This window comes from Rhizobium sp. 05L429 (assembly GCF_056397645.1).
This window is the reverse complement of sequence record NZ_JBFTNV010000020.1, coordinates 48,781-66,825: the sequence shown is the minus strand read 5'-3', so window position 1 is coordinate 66,825 and position 18,045 is coordinate 48,781. Positions and strand designations below refer to the sequence as shown.

Annotated in this window: 18 protein-coding genes and 1 pseudogene; 13 read left to right on the top strand and 6 right to left on the bottom strand. The window is 59.3% G+C overall.

The window, feature by feature from the left end; all coding sequences use genetic code 11:
* The first annotated feature begins 53 nt into the window (after positions 1–53).
* The gene (locus AC1DNW_RS20950) at positions 54–473 is read left to right on the top strand and encodes an Rrf2 family transcriptional regulator (protein WP_113296651.1); all 420 of its coding nucleotides are present in this window, start codon (positions 54–56) and stop codon (positions 471–473) included.
* Positions 474–502: 29 nt separating this feature from the next.
* Here the strand turns inward: AC1DNW_RS20950 and AC1DNW_RS20945 are convergent, their stop codons facing one another.
* Complete coding sequence (locus AC1DNW_RS20945; RefSeq protein WP_113309546.1) at positions 503–1,522, bottom strand: LacI family DNA-binding transcriptional regulator; 1,020 nt, start codon at positions 1,520–1,522, stop codon at positions 503–505.
* A 141-nt stretch (positions 1,523–1,663) separates the two neighbouring features.
* Between AC1DNW_RS20945 and AC1DNW_RS20940 the strand changes: the two genes are divergently transcribed.
* The 5 genes from AC1DNW_RS20940 (at position 1,664) to AC1DNW_RS20920 (ending at position 8,077) form a co-directional block, all read left to right on the top strand.
* Complete coding sequence (locus AC1DNW_RS20940; RefSeq protein WP_113309549.1) at positions 1,664–3,997, top strand: alpha-L-rhamnosidase; 2,334 nt, start codon at positions 1,664–1,666, stop codon at positions 3,995–3,997.
* Positions 3,998–4,065: 68 nt separating this feature from the next.
* The gene (locus AC1DNW_RS20935; protein ID WP_477836625.1) at positions 4,066–5,346 is read left to right on the top strand and encodes an ABC transporter substrate-binding protein; all 1,281 of its coding nucleotides are present in this window, start codon (positions 4,066–4,068) and stop codon (positions 5,344–5,346) included.
* Positions 5,347–5,408: 62 nt separating this feature from the next.
* Positions 5,409–6,272 (top strand): carbohydrate ABC transporter permease, encoded by an 864-nt coding sequence (locus AC1DNW_RS20930; protein ID WP_113296411.1) that lies wholly within the window; start codon positions 5,409–5,411, stop codon positions 6,270–6,272.
* A complete protein-coding gene (locus tag AC1DNW_RS20925; RefSeq protein ID WP_113296410.1) occupies positions 6,269–7,093 on the top strand; it encodes a carbohydrate ABC transporter permease in 825 nt (274 codons plus the stop codon). The genes AC1DNW_RS20930 and AC1DNW_RS20925 overlap by 4 nt, the downstream gene beginning before the upstream one ends.
* A gap of 3 nt (positions 7,094–7,096) precedes the next feature.
* Positions 7,097–8,077: an ATP-binding cassette domain-containing protein gene (locus AC1DNW_RS20920; protein WP_115037178.1), complete on the top strand. Its 981-nt coding sequence runs from the start codon at positions 7,097–7,099 to the stop codon at positions 8,075–8,077.
* A 3-nt stretch (positions 8,078–8,080) separates the two neighbouring features.
* On the opposite strand, the gene AC1DNW_RS20915 is transcribed toward AC1DNW_RS20920, so the two are convergent.
* A complete protein-coding gene (locus AC1DNW_RS20915; protein WP_113296408.1) occupies positions 8,081–8,365 on the bottom strand; it encodes an acylphosphatase in 285 nt (94 codons plus the stop codon).
* A gap of 113 nt (positions 8,366–8,478) precedes the next feature.
* A complete protein-coding gene (locus AC1DNW_RS20910; protein WP_113296407.1) occupies positions 8,479–9,390 on the bottom strand; it encodes a helix-turn-helix domain-containing protein in 912 nt (303 codons plus the stop codon).
* A gap of 86 nt (positions 9,391–9,476) precedes the next feature.
* Here AC1DNW_RS20910 and AC1DNW_RS20905 point away from each other — a divergent pair, with 86 nt between their 5' ends.
* From AC1DNW_RS20905 to AC1DNW_RS20875, 7 genes are all read left to right on the top strand, one after another.
* Complete coding sequence (locus AC1DNW_RS20905; protein ID WP_113296406.1) at positions 9,477–10,751, top strand: ABC transporter substrate-binding protein; 1,275 nt, start codon at positions 9,477–9,479, stop codon at positions 10,749–10,751.
* 89 nt (positions 10,752–10,840) lie between these two features.
* Complete coding sequence (locus AC1DNW_RS20900; RefSeq protein ID WP_113296405.1) at positions 10,841–11,701, top strand: carbohydrate ABC transporter permease; 861 nt, start codon at positions 10,841–10,843, stop codon at positions 11,699–11,701.
* The gene (locus AC1DNW_RS20895; RefSeq protein ID WP_113296404.1) at positions 11,698–12,534 is read left to right on the top strand and encodes a carbohydrate ABC transporter permease; all 837 of its coding nucleotides are present in this window, start codon (positions 11,698–11,700) and stop codon (positions 12,532–12,534) included. Before AC1DNW_RS20900 ends, AC1DNW_RS20895 begins: the two co-directional genes overlap by 4 nt.
* Positions 12,535–12,545: 11 nt before the next feature.
* Complete coding sequence (locus AC1DNW_RS20890) at positions 12,546–13,631, top strand: ABC transporter ATP-binding protein (protein WP_477854231.1); 1,086 nt, start codon at positions 12,546–12,548, stop codon at positions 13,629–13,631.
* 36 nt (positions 13,632–13,667) lie between these two features.
* The gene (locus tag AC1DNW_RS20885) at positions 13,668–15,671 is read left to right on the top strand and encodes an aldo/keto reductase (RefSeq protein ID WP_477854230.1); all 2,004 of its coding nucleotides are present in this window, start codon (positions 13,668–13,670) and stop codon (positions 15,669–15,671) included.
* 170 nt (positions 15,672–15,841) lie between these two features.
* Positions 15,842–16,060, top strand: a complete 219-nt coding sequence (locus AC1DNW_RS20880; protein WP_113296401.1) for a hypothetical protein — start codon at positions 15,842–15,844, stop codon at positions 16,058–16,060.
* A gap of 66 nt (positions 16,061–16,126) precedes the next feature.
* Positions 16,127–16,501: a hypothetical protein gene (locus AC1DNW_RS20875; RefSeq protein ID WP_113296400.1), complete on the top strand. Its 375-nt coding sequence runs from the start codon at positions 16,127–16,129 to the stop codon at positions 16,499–16,501.
* 18 nt (positions 16,502–16,519) lie between these two features.
* Here the strand turns inward: AC1DNW_RS20875 and AC1DNW_RS20870 are convergent.
* The 3 genes and pseudogenes from AC1DNW_RS20870 to AC1DNW_RS20860 all read right to left on the bottom strand — a co-directional run.
* Positions 16,520–16,744, bottom strand: a pseudogene (locus AC1DNW_RS20870) (DUF2934 domain-containing protein); the annotation flags it as partial.
* 41 nt (positions 16,745–16,785) lie between these two features.
* Positions 16,786–16,968: a hypothetical protein gene (locus AC1DNW_RS20865; RefSeq protein ID WP_113296398.1), complete on the bottom strand. Its 183-nt coding sequence runs from the start codon at positions 16,966–16,968 to the stop codon at positions 16,786–16,788.
* 208 nt (positions 16,969–17,176) lie between these two features.
* Positions 17,177–17,950, bottom strand: coding sequence for a siderophore-interacting protein (locus AC1DNW_RS20860; RefSeq protein ID WP_477854229.1), 774 nt, complete (start codon positions 17,948–17,950; stop codon positions 17,177–17,179).
* Positions 17,951–18,045 lie beyond the last annotated feature (95 nt).

The window sequence follows — 18,045 nt, the reverse complement described above, 5'->3', positions numbered from 1 at the left end:
AAAAGATGCTATCCAAATGCATCATTTATTTTGGGCGTTTTGACGCAGGTGCCATGAAGCTCACCCGGTATACGGACTATGCGATCCGCGTGATGATCTACCTCGGATCACACGAGGGAGAAATCCGTTCCATCAAGGAGGTCGCCGACGCCTATGAAATCTCCCAGAACCATCTGATGAAGGTAGTTCAGGATCTGGCGAAAGCCGGTTTTGTGGAATCGATCCGGGGCAGAAATGGCGGAATCCGACTGGGCCGCCCGGCAACCTCCATCAATCTCGGTCGTCTGCTCAGACATACTGAGGGCCTGGACGACATTCTCGAATGCTCTTCCTGTTCCATCAGGGCCGGATGCGGCATGCCGTCAGTTTTGAGAGAGGCGACGGCCGCTTTCGTCGGTGTCTTCGATCGGTACAGCGTCGCCGATATCATAGAACGGAAAGACGTGCTGAGAACGCTCTTTGCCGCCGCATAGGCCGCGGCCTGCCAAAAGGCCGTCAGCTCTCAGGTGCTTCCGCGCATCTTGACATGCGGCTCGATCAGCAGATGACGAGCCTCTCCGCGGCCATCAATCCTGCCGAGCAGCGTCTCCGCCGCCGTTCTTCCAAGTGCAGCGGCGTTCTGGTCCACGCTGGTCAGACCGACGAGCGGTATGGCCGCCACCGGCGAATTGTCGTAGCCGATGATGGCAAGATCTTCCGGAACCCTTACGCCGCTCATGCGCGCGGCATTGATAAGCGGTACGGCATCGAGATCGGACCAGACGAAGACCGCGCGGGGTCGGTCCTTCAAGGCCAGAAAATCATTGATTGCTGCCCCACGGTCAGCACCTACCGATGGCAGCCGGATGATGCGGCCTTCCAAGCCCGCCGCCTTCATGCCGTCTAGATAGCCCTTCTCGCGCTGAACGGCGACGATGGTCGGCGGCGAATCGGCAAGCTCGTAGCCGAGCATTGCGATGTCCCTGTAGCCGCACTGCAAGGCGGTCTCGACCGCCAGACAGGCGCCTCCATGGTCATCGGAATTGACGGTGTCGTAAGTCTGGGCATGCGGCTCGTGATGGGCGATCACCACGATCGGAATTTGTCGCGCATAGAGCTCAAGGATCTTGCCCGGTATTCGCGGGGCGATGATCAACACGCCATCCATGCGGTTATCGATCATCGATTCGATCATCGATGCCTCGATCGAGCTCGCGGAACGGCCGATCCCGATCAGCGCCTTGAAGCTGCTCTTGGCCAAGGTCGCATTGGCTTCCTCGATGACACCCGCAAGGAATGGGTTCGACAATTCGATGACCAGCACACCGACCGTTTGGGTGCGGCCGCGCATGGCGCGAGCAGCGACAGAGGGCCGGTAATTGAGCTTCTCGATTGAGGTCTCGACCTTTGTCCGCAAGATTTCGCTGACACCGTAGGCGTTACGAAGAACCTTCGATACCGCAGCGACGGAGACGCCGGCATCCTGCGCCACGTCACGGATCGTTATCCTGTCTCTTGTCGCGTTAACGGACTGATTTTTCATTCCAAATTGCCTCACTCTCAAGTGTCGTGAAATTATAGGCACAAAACCTCTTGCGCAGCAATCGATAGTGTAGAATGATATACATAGAACGATACACACGGAGCAACCGCTGGAGGAATTGGCGGTTGAGGGAGGTTCTAAATGAAGACTGTTTCGGCCCACGGCATCGCCGGGGAAGATGGCCTTGCCGGTTCTGCTTTCCAATTTACGGCATCGATGATCGGCCCCTCCTGTGACGGCGGCCAGGCAAGCGCAGGCACGTTCGTGTCGCGCGAATTCGCGCTCGATGCCGTTCCAGCCGAAGCAACGCTGCGCATCTCGGCACTCGGCCTCTACCGCGCCTTTATCAATGGCAAGCGCATTGGCAGCGACCTCCTGACGCCGGGCTGGACCTGCTATGATGACCGGATCGCCTATCAGACCTATGACGTGGCGAAGCTCCTCCAGTCCGGTAACAATCGTATCGAAATCTGGCTGGGTGACGGCTGGTATCGCAGCCAGCTCATGTGGGCTTCCAATCCGATCATCAATTGCTGGGGCGACCGGACGGCCGCGATCGCAGAATTGCGCTCCGGCGGCGAAACACTCCTGAAGACGGATGACAGCTGGAAGAGCGGCTTCACCCCCGTTGTCCGCAACGGGATCTATTATGGCGAAGATTATGACGCCCGCATCCGCCCGCAGGACAGCGACGGCGTCGATGTCCTCTCCTTTGACAAGGCTTTGCTGGTTCCGCATGAGACCGGCGCGGTCAAGGAACTGAACGAACGCTCCCCCATCGATAGCTGGACGGAAGCCGATGGCCGAACTGTCTATGATTTCGGGCAGAACGCAGGCGCTTATATAAGACTGCGCCTCAAGGGTGCTGCCGGTGCGCAGGTGCGCGTCGAGCATTCCGAAGTGCTCGGCCCCGCCCGCTTCTTCGACAACCGCAATTATCGCAGCGCGCGCGCCGAACTGATCTATACGCTGTCTGGACAGGCCGAAGAGGAATATGCGCCGCTCTTCACCTTCATGGGCTTCCGCTATGCGCGCATTACCGTGACCGGCCAAGCCGCGCTGCTCGCCATCACGATGGTGCCGGTGACGTCGGTGCCAACAAGTGCCGGCGGCTTCACGTCCGGTGTTGCCGCTGTCAATCAGCTCGTCGACAATACCATCTGGTCGCAGCGCTCCAACTTCATCGAAGTACCGACAGATTGCCCGCAACGCGATGAGCGCCTCGGCTGGACAGGCGACGCCCAGGTCTTTGCCGGAACGGCTTGCTGGCTTGCCGATAGCGAAACCTTCCTCAAGAAGTACCTTCGCGACGTGATCCATGACCAGCGTGCCGATGGTGCAGTCCCGCATTTTTCGCCTGATCCGACACGATTGCACCCGATCGACGGGCGCGGCGATTGGGCAGGCTCAACTGGCTGGGGTGATGCGATCACCATCATTCCTTGGCAGCTTTACCTGCATTACGGCGACAGCGCCGTATTGGTAGAATGCTTCCCCGCAATGCTGCGTTGGCTCGATTACCTCTGGAGCATCTCCGATGGACCGATCATCCGTCCACCGGCTGTCTGGGGCGCGCACGGTTTCACCTTCGGCGACTGGCTGCAACCGGTCGGGGACAACAGGAAACCGCGCCCGACCGTAGCAGACGATTGCGCCGCGACCCTGTATCATTTTATTTCCACCCAGCTGACGGCAAAGATCGCGCGCATTCTGGGTGAGAGTGTCGAAGCCGCAAGGCTCGACAAGCGCGCTGATGAAATCAAGGCGGCGTTCAAGCACGAATTCTTCTCGCCCTCGGGCCGTATTGCCCATAACGACCAGACGTCCTGGTCTTTGGCGTTTCTCTACGGCCTCGTCCCACCGGAGTATGAACCGGCTGCCCGCGACTATTTCCGCAGGGTCGCGGAAGAGACAGACGGCGTTATCGGCACAGGCTTCATCGGCACCCCTGCCCTGCTGCCGGCGCTGACCCGGCTCGGCATGTTGGACCTTGCCGAAAAGATGTTCCTGAACCGGAAGGTTCCCGGATGGCTGTACCAGGTCGAGCGCGGCGCGACGTCGATCTGGGAACGATGGGATGCGCTTGCCGAGGATGGCACGATCTATGATCCCGATATGAACAGCTACAACCACTATGCCTATGGCGCCGTATGCCAATGGCTCTTCGAAGATGTTGCCGGGATCAAACCGCTGGAAGACAGGCCCGGCTTTGAGGAAGTCGCCTTCGATCCTGCGATCCTGCCTGCTCTCTCGCCGGTTTCGGCCTGGCACGACACGCGCTATGGTCGTATCGAGGCTGGATGGACTCTGGAGGAGGGAACCGTCACATGCCGCCTCGTACTGCCGCAGGGCGTGACGGCACGTCTGCAGGGCAGAGGCGACCGCAAGTCGCTGACGGCAGACGGCGCCCGGATCGAGCAAGGTGAGGAGACCAGGCTCGGTGCGGGAGAACATACGATTACATTTTTCATCTGATGCGTTTGCCCGCGGATTTCGATCCGCGGGCAAACAGCCCAACGCATTCCGGTCTTCAAGAGGAGGAAATGACTATGCGAATGACGAAGTGCAGCATCCTTGCAGCCAGCATCATGGCTCTTGCCGCTGGAGTGGCACATGCGGATGTGACCCTCAGCGTGCTGATCGATACCAATCTGGAGACGATTGCCTCGTTCGATGCCGTTTCCAAAGCCTATATGGAAAAGCATCCGGACGTCACCTTTGACGTTGAACAGCGCGCCGGAGGCTCGGAGGGCGACAACATCATCAAGACCCGGCTCGCCACGGGCGAAATGGCCGATATCTTCCTGTATAACGGCGGCTCGCTTTTCCAGGCCTTGAAGCCGGAGGAGACGATCGCAGATCTTTCCGACCTTCCGTCAGAAGCCGGCATTCTCGAGAGCTTCAAGAAGGTCGTCACCAGCCCGGATGGCCGTGTTCGCGGCCTGCCTTTCGGTCCTGCCATGGGCGGTGGCATCCTCTACAACAGGAAGATCTACGCTGATCTCGGCCTCACCCCGCCAAAGACCTGGGCGGAATTCATGAGCAACAACGAGAAGATCAAGGCAGCCGGCAAGGTTGCCGTGGCGCAGACCTACGGCACGACCTGGACCTCTCAGCTCTTCGTGCTGGCCGACTTCTATAACGTTCAGGCCGAGGTGCCGAACTTCGCCGACGACTATACTGCCAACAAGGTCAAATATGCCAATACGCCGGCAGCGCTCCGTGGCTTCGAACATCTTGAGGAAGTTGCGAAGGGCGGGTACTTCAATGCGGACTTCGGTGCGGCGACCTTTGACGACGGCATGCGCATGGTCGCCACGGGCGAAGCCGCGCACTATCCGAACCTCACCTTCGGCATCGGTAACATCCAGCAGAATTTTCCTGATAACCTCAAGGATCTGGGCTTTTTTGCCCAACCTGGAACGGACGCTGCCAAGAACGGCCTGACCGTTTGGATGCCCTCTGCGCTCTATGCTTCAGCAAAGTCCGAAAACCTGGAAGAGGCAAAGAAATTCCTCGATTTCGTCGGCTCCAAGGAAGCGTGCGACCTGATGGCAAAGGCCGTTCCGTCAGGTCCCTATCTCGTCAAGGGATGCGAACTGCCGAAGGACATTCCGCCTGTTGTTTCCGACATGCTGCCCTATTTCGAAACCGAAGGCCGCAACGGTCCGGCGCTCGAATTTCTCTCACCCGTCAAGGGACCGGCACTTGAGCAGATCACTGTCGAGGTCGGAACCGGCATACGTTCGGCCAAGGACGCAGCCGCCCTTTACGACCAGGATGTCGAGAAGCAGGCCAAGCAGCTTGGCCTGCCGAACTGGTAACCTCCCAGTCGATCCCCCACCCAGCCTTATCGGCTCGGGTGGGGACGCTTCACGGTGTCCGTATGATAACACGCAAGTCGCCCTATCCCTACTGGTTCGTCCTGCCGGCGGCGGTGGTATTCACCGTCCTCTTCCTGGCTCCGACAGTTGCCTCTTTCTGGTTCAGCCTCACGCGCTGGGACCTGTTCACGACGCAATTCATCGGCCTGGAAAACTACCGGCAATTCTTCCGCGAACCCTTCCTGATCCAGGGTCTGGTCAATACAGTCATCTACGCGGTGCTGACCTCCGGCACCAAAACCGTTCTCGGTCTCCTGCTGGCGGTGCTCTTGACCTCCGGCCTGTGGGGACAGGGCTTGCTTCGGACCGTGATCTTCTTTCCGGTTCTCGTCTCGACGATCGGTGTCGGCATCACATTCGCGGTGCTCATGCATCCGACACGCGGTCTGATCAACGTGGCGCTCGCCGCCATCGGGATCCACGGTCCTGGCTGGCTGACCGACCCTGGCCTGGCGCTCTATTCCATTATCTTTGTCGATCTCTGGAAGGGGATCGGGCTTGCCACCGTGATCTATATCGCCGGGCTCGCGTCGATCAGCCCCGACTATTATGAGGCCGCCCGCATCGATGGCGCGACCCGCACCCAGATGTTCTTCCGCGTCACCGTCCCGCTGGTCAGGCCTGCGACGGTGACGGTCGTGACGCTCTCGCTGATCGGTGGTCTCAGAAGCTTCGACCTGATCTGGGCGATGACACGCGGCGGTCCCGGCTTTTCCTCGGATGTGCTCGCAAGCGTCATCTACAAGCAGTATCAGGCGGGCTTTTACGGCCTGTCGACCGCCGGCAACGTGATCCTCTTCCTACTCATCGGTCTCATCGTCCTGCCGCTGACAGCCTGGTTCAATCGCAAGGAGGTGGATCTGTGAACCGCCGCCAGCTCTATACCGGGATTGCGGCATTGGCCGCCTGCGGCGTGATCTTCGTGCTGCCCTTCCTCTTCATCTTCATCACCGCCGCCAAGACGAAACAGGATGCGGCAACGCTACGATTCAGCTGGCCAGTCGAGTGGCAGCTCTGGCAGAATTTCATGGAGGTCGTGCAGACCCGCAACTATATGCTGCTGCTCGCCTACTTCAATTCGACCGTCATCACGGTGGCTGCCGTCACGTTGCTGGTGCTGTTCGGTGCTATGGTCGGTTATGTCTTGCAGCGCCGTCCTTCACGCTGGAACACCGTCATCTATGGCTGTGTGCTCGCCGGCTTGATGATCCCTCCGGCCATTGTTCCGACCATCTGGGTTCTACAATTGCTCGGCCTTTTCAAGACGCTGTCGGGCATGGTGCTCATCCAGGTCGCCTATGGCCTTGGTTTCACGGTTCTCCTGTTTCGAAGCTTCATCGCAACCATCCCGCGGGATCTCGACGAGGCTGCTATCATCGACGGGGCAAAGCCGTTCCAGATCTTCTTTCGCGTTATCCTGCCGCTTTTGAAGCCGGTCACCGTGACTGTTATCGTCGTCCAGTCCATCGCCATCTTCAACGATTTCACCAACCCGCTCTACTATCTGCCGGGCCGGGAGAACGTCACGGTGCAGCTGACACTCTATAACTTCCAGGGGCAGTTCCAGACCCAGTTCAACCTGCTGTTCATGAACATCCTGCTGGTGACCATTCCGCCCCTGATCGTCTTCATCTTCTTCAACCGGCAGATCGTTGCAGGCATGACCGCCGGTGCAGTCAAGGGATAAGCCATGACATCAGTTGTTCTCGAAAGTGTCCGCAAGAGCTTCGGCAGCCTGGAGGTGATGAAAGGCGTCGATCTGACGGTCGATGCGGGTGAATTCTGCGTCTTCGTCGGTCCATCCGGCTGTGGGAAATCGACCCTGCTGCGCATCATCTCCGGGCTGGAGACGCAGACCTCGGGCAAGGTATTCATCGACAGCAAGGACGTCACTTATGCTGAACCATCCGAGCGTGGGATTGCCATGGTCTTTCAATCCTATGCGCTCTATCCGCATCTCACCGTCGCAGAAAATATCGGCTTCGGCCTGTCGCTCGCCAAGCGGCCCAAGGCGGAAATCGCCGAAAGGGTGAGGCAGACTGCCGATGTGCTGCAGCTTTCGCATCTGCTGGATCGCAAGCCGAAAGCGCTGTCCGGCGGTCAAAGGCAGCGCGTCGCGATCGGGCGGGCGATTATCCGCAATCCAAAGGTCTTCCTGTTCGATGAGCCGCTGTCGAACCTCGATGCATCGCTGCGCGCGCAAATGCGGATCGAACTGACCGAGCTTCACGCCAAGCTCGGCGCCACGATGATCTATGTCACCCATGACCAGGTCGAGGCGATGACGATGGCCGACAAGATCGTCGTCTTGAACGGCGGACAGATCGAGCAGGTCGGAACGCCGATGGCGCTCTACAACAATCCGGCGAGCCCCTTCGTCGCAGGCTTCATCGGCTCGCCGAAAATGAACCTGTTTGAAGGAGAGATCGCTGCCAAGGAAGGATGCCGGACCTATGGCATCCGGCCCGAACATATTTCGCTCTCGTCAACCGAAGGAAAATGGCAAGGAAAAGTGCGCCATATCGAACGGCTCGGCGCAGACACGGTGGTCTATCTCGATGTGCCGGAACTGCAGACCCTTGTCGTGCGCACGGATGGCGACCGGCCGGTGACAATAGGTGAGACGCAGTTCGCCTCTCCGCTGCCCGCTAAAGAACACAGGTTCCCGTAATCCTCAGCGAACGATGCGGAAATCGCTCGGCACCTCGTCCAAAGTTGCCTCCTCCGCCTTGACGTCCGAGACGGATGAGCCTGCAGGGCCGCTCCAGAAGCGCTCGATCATGGTGCTGATAGCGTCCTGAGAGCCGACGACCAGCGCGCTGACTGAACCGTCGGCCTCATTCCGCACCCAGCCGGTCAGACCGAGTTGCAAGGCTTGGCCGCGCGTCCAGGCGCGATAACCGACGCCCTGCACCCCGCCGGTGATGCGCACACGAAAAGCATCCTGGGTCACAGTCATACGAAAGCCTCCCTGACAATTGGATGATGATGTCGCGTCGGGCACTCATTGCAAGGGTCATAACGTCATCGGCGGCAACCGAGAGATATCTTCAAGGGCAGACGACGACCGTCTCAACCTCCGACCGCGACCGTCCCGATCATCGACCGCATATCCCGCCGGAAATCGGATGGGGACATACCGGCAATATTGCGGAAGGATTTGTTGAAGGCGCTGATCGAGCCAAAACCACTGTCCATCGCGATTTGGAGGACGTTTGCCCCTTCCCCCATAAGCTGCGCCTGTGCGTGAGAAAGGCGAAGCAGGTTGATATATTTGCTGATCGTCATGCCCGTCGTCTTCTTGAACAGGTTCATCGCGTATTTTGGGTGCAGATCTGCGGCGCGGGCAATGTCGAGCGAATCGATATCCTGCAGGAAATTGGCGGCGATGAAATCGCACATGCGGGCAACGCTACGCGAAGAGTGCGGTTGCGGATGATCGCCCTCGAGAGAAACCGGCGCCCTGGACGCCAAGGTGTAGGGTTCAAGGGCGATGCGCTCGACGCGCAATAGTAGCTCGTCGACAGCGTGCTGCGCTTTCATCGGATCGCCCGAATTGGCGTAGCGGAACCAGCGCGGGAAGTTTTGCTCGTCCGCCGCATCCGTCGCTGACGTAAGCAATGTTTCGCCCCTCATCAACCGGGTCGATATTTCAGGCGGTAGCCGCATCCGGAAGAAATAGACGAGCGGCAGATGCGCGCCCGCATAAATCGAATCGTCGGACGATTCGTCCATCTGATGCGGCTGCCCGCCCCAGAAAAGGCAAATCTGGCCGGCCTCGAGGCGAATCTCGTGATCGCTCATGCGGTAATGCACCGTACCGCGCATGATGTAGTTGACTTCGACCTGCGCATGCCAGTGCGGCATGACCATCATAGGCGGATGTGCGTGAAACATCTGCAGCGCCGTCGGCAGCCCTTCGATGCTGCTTGCGCCCGGCTGATAGATCGCCCGCGTGCCAACCTTACTTTCCGCCAAATTCATGTTCCCTTTTTAGGAGACAGCCGCTCCCTTGCCGTTAGTGTAAGCGGGTTCGCGAAAGAACGGCAATTGAAAAGGGAGGATTTTCAATGCGCTTCAATCTTCTTACTGCGACCGCAGCTGTCGCATTGCTTGCTTCCGGCTCCGCATTCGCGCAGTCGGCCAATCTCACGATCTGGAGCTGGAACACGGCAGCGTCGGGACTGAAGTCTACGCTCGAAGGCTTCAACAAGCTTCATCCGGACATTAAGATCACGGTGGAAGATCTTGGAAACAATCAGGTCTTCGACAAGACGCTTGCAGCCTGCGCTGCCGGCGGCGATGGCATGCCCGATATTGTCAGCATCGAAAACTTCGAGGCTGAAATCTTCTGGAGCCGCTTTCCGGACTGCTTCGCCAACCTGAAGGAACTTGGATATACGCCTGAAATCCAGGCGAAATTCCCCGAGTTCAAACGCACAGAGCTCGAAATCGGCGACGTTGCCTACGCCATGCCATGGGATTCTGGCCCGGTCGCCGTTTTCTACCGCCGCGACCTCTACGAAAAGGCCGGCGTCGATCCGAATACGATCAACAGCTGGGACGATTTCATCGCTGCCGGAAAGAAGATTTCTGCTGCCAACCCCGGCGTCGTCATGGCGCAGGCTGACTTCAACGGCGATAGCGAATGGTTCCGCATGATCGCCAACGAACAAGGCTGCGGCTATTTTTCGACCGACGGCCAGAACATCACCATCAACCAGCCGGCCTGCGTTGCGACGCTCGCCAAGGTGAAGGAGATGAAGGACGCCGGCACGCTGACGGCGGCAAACTGGGAAGAAAAGATCCAGGCCGATACCGCCGGCAAGGCAGCAAGCCAGATGTACGGCGGCTGGTATGAAGGCACCGTCCGCTCGACCTCTCCCGATCTCAAAGGGAAGTGGGGCGTCTACCGGATGCCGAGCCTGACAGCCGATGGCCCGCACGCGGCAAATCTTGGCGGTTCGTCACTTGCCATTTCCGCGACCTCGGCCAACAAGGAAGCCGCCTGGACCTATGTCAACTACGCCCTTGGCACGAATGAGGGCCAGGTGACCATGCTGAAGGAATTCGGCCTGGTTCCGTCGCTGCTTTCAGCCGTCCAGGATCCTTTCATCAGCGAAGCGCAGCCCTATTGGGGCGGCCAAAAGGTCTGGTCCGATATTCTGGCGACGCTGCCGAAGATCGTGCCGAGCCGCGGCACGGCGTTCCAGAGCGATGCCGATGCCATCTACAAGGCAACGCAGACGAAGTTCTTCTCTGGCGGCTACCCGGACGCAAAGGCTGCGCTCGATGACGCCGCAAACCAGATCGCCTCGGCGACCGGCCTTCCGATTGCTCAATGAATGACATCGCCGGGCGTCTTGTACGCCCGGCAACCCACCTGCCAGATAAGGCAGGCGGTCATTCACTGGTTTCGTAAGGAGGAGGCCCGATGCCGTTTAGAACTCGGAGCGCCTATGCGTTCCTCGCCCCCTATCTTCTGGTCTTCGCCACCTTCTGGGTTTGGCCGATCGTCAATTCGTTCCTGATTTCCTTCCAGAACACGCGCGTGAATCCCTGGAAATATAGTTTTCAGGCAAATTGGGGCCGGCTCTTCTACGACCCGGCTTTCTACAATGCGCTCTACAACACGTTGATCATCCTGGTGATCCAGGTGCCGGTCATGATTGCTCTTGCGACCGTGATGGCTGTGCTCCTCAATTCACCTCTACTCAAGGCGCGCCCGCTCTTCCGTTTCGCTTTCTTCGCGCCCGTCGTCGTCGGTGAGGTCGCCTATGCCGCAGTATTCCGGCTGATGTTCACCCTCGATTTCGGCATCATAAACAAGCTGATTTCAGCCATTGGACTCAGCCCGGTCTCCTGGTTCGACAACGCAAATGCAGCCATGGCCCTGCTGATCATCGCCGTCACATGGCGTTGGGCGGGCTATAACGCCATCATCATCCTTGCCGGCCTGCAGTCGATTCCTGAAGACGTCTATGAGGCCGCCACGCTCGACAAGGTGAGCAAGATCCAGCAATTCTTCCATATCACCCTGCCGCTCCTGAAGCCGATTATCCTGTTCTGTGTCGTTCTGTCGGTCATCGGCACCATGCAGCTCTTTACCGAACCTTTCCTGATCACCAATAGAGGCGGGCCTGGCGGCGGTACCGAAACCCTCGGCCTGCTGCTCTACCGCCAGGGCTTTACCTCGCTGAACTTCGGCTACGCCTCGGCGATCGCCTATACGATGGCGGCACTGGCCGTGGTGATCTCGCTTCTCAATCTGTGGGTAGGGAGGGATCCCAAATGAGATCCAAATCGCAATCCTTGCTTTTGCGCCAGATCGCCCTTCACGCGGTACTCGCACCCCTCGCGATAATCTGGCTCTTTCCGCTCTGGATGATGTTCGTCTTTTCGACCATGCCGGATAACGGCATCTTCAGCCCTGAGATCGTGCTCTGGCCTTCCACCAATTTCATCGAGAACTTCAAAAACCTGCAGGCGGATACGGATTTCATCGGCGCAATGACGATCTCAGTCGGCGTCGCGATTATCTACACGGTTCTCTCGGTGCTTTTGACCTCGATGGCTGGCTGGGCGCTGGCGCGCTACCGTTTTGTCGGCCGCTCTATCGTCATTGCCATCATTCTCGGCACCATTACCTTGCCATTCTCCGTGGTCGTCATTCCGCAATTCATCATGGTGGCGCGCGAGTTCCGGCTGGCCAACACCTGGGTGGCACTGATCGTGCCGCCGCTCTTCAATTCGCTCGGCGTGCTCTTCATGCGGCAATCATTTTCGATGATGCCGAACGATCTTTTCGATGCGGCCCGTGTGGAAGGGGTCAAGGAATGGCAGATCTTCCTGCGTATCGCCTTACCGCTAGCGCGGCCGACGATGGCGGCACTGGCAATCATCCTCTTCCTCGCCTCGTGGAACAACTATCTCTGGCCGCTACTCATCAATTCCAAACCGGGGATGATGACGGCACCGGTGGCATTGGGGACGCTGATCGGCCTCACCAAAGTTTCCTGGGGCGGCATCATGGCAGGCTCAGTACTGCTGACCGCGCCGATCCTCGTCGTCTTCGTGGCTCTACAACGTCACTTCATCGCCGGCATCGCGGCCGGCGCAATCAAATAATCGGGGAGCCCATGGCAGAGCTTTCACTCAACAATATCGTCAAGCGTTACGGCGCGCTTGAAATCATTCATGGCGCCGATCTGGACGTGAAGGACGGCGAGTTTGTCGTCTTCGTCGGCCCCTCCGGCTGCGGTAAATCGACCCTACTGCGCATGATCGCCGGTCTCGAAGACATTACGGGCGGTGAACTGAAGATCGGTGGACGCCTCGTCAACGATGTCGAGCCGGCCGATCGCGGCATCGCCATGGTCTTTCAGTCCTATGCGCTCTATCCGCATCTGACCGTCGAGGAGAACCTAAGCTTCGGGCTGCGCATGAACGGCAACCCGAAGGCCGATACGGAACGGCGCGTGCGCCATGTCGCAGAAATCCTCCAGATCACGGAACTGATGAAGCGTCGGCCGAGGCAACTCTCCGGCGGCCAGCGTCAGCGCGTGGCGATCGGCCGGGCCATCGTGCGCGAACCGCAGGTCTTCCTCTTCGACGAGCCGTTGTCGAACCTCGACGCGGAACTGCGCGTGCAGATGCGCGTGGAAATCTCCAGGCTGCACAAGCAGCTCGGCACGACGATGATCTATGTGACCCACGACCAGACCGAGGCGATGACGCTCGCCGACAAGATCGTCGTTCTGCGCGCCGGCAATATCGAGCAGATCGGAGCGCCGCTCGATCTCTACGACGATCCGGCCAATCAGTTCGTCGCCGGCTTCGTCGGTTCGCCGAAAATGAATTTTCTCGAGGCCGAGGTAGTCGACGTGCAGGCGGGCAAGGCAACGGTCGTGCTTACCGGCGATAAGACAGTTCGGCTGAAGGTACCACTTTCCGACCCGTCCGTAACATCAGGCGCGGCGATAACGCTCGGCATCCGGCCAGAGCATTTCGGCGTGGCGGGTCAGGGCGAAGCGGATCTGACGGTTGCCGTCGATGTCGCCGAGCACCTCGGCAATACCAGCTACATCTATGCGAACCTTGGCGCCGAACAGCTCATCATAGAGCAGCCGGAATCCCGCAGCCTCGGCAAGACGGAGACGCTGACGGTGTCGCTACCCGCCGCCCGCACCTTCCTGTTCGATGCCGCCGGCAAGCGGCTCCGATAACGTGATCCCAAGACTGAAAGACGAAAGAGGATAGTCATGACTTCAGATAAACCGATCCGCTGGGGCATCATTGGCCCCGGCACCATCGCCCGCACCTTTGCCGATGGCGTCGCGCATTCGCGCACCGGCAAGCTCGTGGCGATTGCGACCCGCAACCCCAACAAACCGGGCCTTGCCGAGGGTTTTCCGGGTGCGCGTATCGTCAACGGCTATGAGGCGCTGTTGGTCGACAAGGAAGTCGATGCGATCTATATCGCCACGCCCCACACCGGCCATGCCGAATGGGCTATCAAGGCAATCCATGCCGGCAAGCATGTGCTGGTCGAAAAGCCCATCGCGCTCTCGGCCTATGATGCCGAGGCGATCTATTACGAGGCGAAGAAGGCGGGCGTCTTTGCCGGCGAAGCCTTCATGTACCGCGTGCATCCGCAGACCGAGAAGCTGGTTGAGCTCGTCAAGAGCGGCACGATCGGCGAAATCCGCATCATCCGCTCCTCGTTCGGCTTCAGCATGGGCACCTACAAGCCGGAACATCGCTTGTTTGCTAATGAGACGGCCGGCGGCGGCATCCTCGACGTTGGCGGTTATCCCGTTTCCATGGCCCGGTTGATCGCGGGTGCTGCGGCCGGCAAACCCTTCCTCGATCCGGAAAAGGTTTCGGGTGTCGCCCATCTCGGCCAGTCCGGCGTCGATGAGTGGGCCTCCGCCGTACTCAAATTCCCGAACGAGATCATCGCCGAAGTCTCATGCTCGATCATGGCGCAGCAGGACAACGTGCTGCGTATCATCGGTTCGCAGGGCCGCATCGAGGTCAGGGATTTCTGGTTTGCGTCCGGTCACAAGGGGGGCGTCGGCAAGATCGAGGTTTTCAAGAATGCCGAGCAGGAAACAATCGAGATCAAGGAAGATCGCTGGCTCTATTCCTTCGAGGCCGATGCGGCCGGTGATGCCATCCGCGCCGGCGAGAAGGAATTCCGCGCGCCGGGCATGAGCTGGGCGGATTCGATCAACAACCTCAAGGTGCTCGACCAGTGGCGCGCCTCTGTCGGCCTCGAATACGCCGTCGAGAAAGCCGCCAAGCGGACGTCGAATATCGCCGGGGGTGCCGTCCGGCGGGGCAATTCCATTCCCCAGCGCCAGATTCCAGGCATTGTCAAACCAGCCTCCGTCGTCACCCTCGGATTCGAATTCTTCCCGAATTTCGCCGCCGCATCGCTGACGCTCGATACCTTCTACGAAGCCGGCGGCAATGTCTTCGACACGGCCTTCGTCTATGGCGGCGGCAAGACGGAAAGCATTTTTGGCGACTGGCATACCAGCCGCCAGGTTCCGCGTGAGGAGATCGTCCTGATCGGCAAGGGCGCGCACTCACCGCTCTGCTATCCCGACATCATCAGCAAACAGCTCGACCAGTCGCTCAATCGCCTGAAGACCGACTATGTCGATATCTACTTCATGCATCGCGACAACACCGACGTGCCGGTCGGCGAGTTCGTCGATGCCATGGATGCCGAGGTCAAGCGCGGCCGAATCCGCGGCATCTTCGGCGGCTCGAACTGGACGCGCGAGCGTTTCGACGAGGCGATCGCCTATGCGAAGAGGAGCGGCAAGGTAGCCCCTGCGGTGCTTTCCAACAACTTCTCGCTTGCCGAAATGCTCGATCCGATCTGGGCCGGCTGCGTTGCCGCCTCCGACGATAAGTGGAAGACGTGGCTGAACGAGAAGCAGATCCCGAACTTCGCCTGGTCGAGCCAGGGCCGCGGCTTCTTCACCGAACGGGCCGGGCGCGACAAGCGCGACGACGAGGAAATCGTACGCTGCTGGTATTCGGATCGCAATTTCGAACGGCGCGACCGGGCAATCGAACTTGCCAAGCAACTCGGCCGGCATCCGATTCACATCGCGCTAGCCTATGTCATTGCCCAGCCCTTCCCCGTTATCCCGCTGATCGGGCCGCGCACGATCGCCGAGCTGGAAGACAGCCTCTCGGCATTGGACATCAAGCTGACGCCCGAACAGGTGAAGTGGCTGGAGGGCTGATTGCCTCTCCCAGAAGCTACGTGACAACAAGCGGCAGGCCTGAGCGCCTGCCGCTTTTCTGTCGCGCAACGGCGCCGCAACGAATGACAACAAATCCACCGGTGTTGCATTCTCGCCATTGCCCTCAACCATAGGTCATCTAATGTGGCGCTGCACGAGGGAGCAAGGCGATGACGCGAACGGTTTGGCCGAAGGAAGTGCTGACGTCGGAAGTGATGAACTTTCTCGACGGCATTCATCAGGAATGGTGCTCAGCCGCTCGTTGCCGGCGTGACAGCGACTTGGGAATGACAAGGGCGAAAGCGCTTGTCGACTGGTTCGAATTCGGCGTAAGGGATCGCGACGAATTGCTGGGCCTGCTGTCGGAAGATTTTTCTGGCGCCGCCTGAGGTGCCCCACTTGTTTTTGCCGTATTGGCTCTACCTCATTCTGAACGAGATCAGAAGGAGACGCCCTTGCGTAAACGTCTAGTATTATTCGGCATTATCCTGTTTCCGGCAGCAGCTTTCGCGCAATCCCCCGATCTCGAGGCGACCTGCCAGGCAGTCGCCAAAGGTTTCTTCATGACGGAACAGCTTTCGATCGGCTCCGTACAGTCCTTTCCGGAACTCAAGCCACCGGGGGTGCGGATGACCTACTCCACCCGGACAGGAACCGCTCCGGGCGACATGACGGATACGTTTGAATGCGAATTCGACAAGGCCGACAGGCCGCATCATTTGGCACGGTTCTGCGTGTCGAATACCTGTTATTCGGCGAATGAAGACGATGGCGACCGCAAGCGCCGCTTCGAGGAGGCGCGAATTCTTCTAGAACGAGCGGAGAAATAATCTACCTATACGCGACTAGCGACGAGAGTGAATATCGCCGCTCTCACCTGCACCTTGCAGCAGAGCGGCATCGTCGCGATCATCCTCGTCGATCAACTCCTGCAATGTCTCATGTTCGTCATCTTCGCTGAACTCATCTGATGCCTGCAGCCAATGGCGAAATGCATTGCCTTCCGGGCGGCCTTCCTGCTCCCAGATCTCGTAGGCGCGTTGACGAATTGCTTCTTCCCTGTCCCTGGCCATCGCCTTGCCTCCAATCGCCGTACTGTCGCCGGCATGCCTTCTCAGAGAGCGACCCCGGTTACCGGATCTACGATCGGTCGCTCACTTTCATCCTTTGCGCCCGCCGGTTGGACCGTCGGCGGAGCGATCGATCCCCTGTCCGCTCGATTCGGCGCTTCTGCAATCGGTCCGACGTCCTTCGGACGGCGCTGTTCGGCTTTGGCGTTGGTGTCGTTTGTGCCCATGGCCTATCTCCTTTGCTCAGAAAACACCGCCATCCGCCCGATGTTCCGCCGCACAGGCAAAAACGCGTGTGAGTTGCGACTTGCCGGACGGCTTCGCCGCCTACAGGCGGCGATGGGAACACGGTGGGGACGAAGCTGGGCGGCCCTTCCTCAGCGGAGCCACTCCAGGAGCGATAAGCAGAAGCTCTTGAACACCATAACCTCTCTGCTATCCGAACTTCTCGGTCGTATCGGCCTTGCCCTTGACCCAGTAGCCCGACGCCTTGATCCAGCTTAGCGGATATCCGCGATCATCGGTGAGATAGGCGCGGATTGCCCGCACCACCGACGCCTCAGCCGCAATCCAGACGAATGTCTGGGCAACGATGTCGATCCCTGCCAAAGCAGCGATCAGCGGTTCGGCATTCGTCGCATCGGAGAGAGGACGGTAAACCCAGCGCGTCGTTAGAGCCGCGGATGTCTCGAAGGATTGCTCTTCTTCGGGAGCGGCGACTGCAGCGATTGTCGTAATGGTCGTGCCGGCCCCGCTCTCCTCAATTCGCCGGCCGATGGCGGGTAGCGCCGTCTCATCACCGATCAGAAGCCATCTCTTCACCGTGCCGGCGACAACGGCCGAACCACGCGGGCCGCCGATTTCGAGTGGGGTACCGGGCCTGGCGTCGATCGCCCATTGCGTAACGGGACCGGCCTCATGCAAGGCGAAGTCGATACTCAGGCTGCGGGCAGCGTTGTCATAGCGACGTGGCGTGTAGTCCCGACGTTCCTCGACGCCATCGGCACCGGGCACGATGATCTTGATATGGTCGTCGGGTGCCAGGCTTGCGAAATCGGCGAGATCTTCACCCTTCAGCACGACACGCCGCATGCTGGGCGTGATATCGGTGACGCTCTCTACCGTCAGCAGACGGCGTCGCAATTCGTGGCGGACCCGCTCGATCACGGGCGCGGCGAACTGGTGATTGGTGGATTGCTCGTTATCCATGATGTCCTTCCGGGGCTTCGGGAAACGATCCGCAGGACAAAGTCGCGCAGATCGAAGCCGCAAAGCCGTTCGATCATACGCGTTGAGTGACGTTA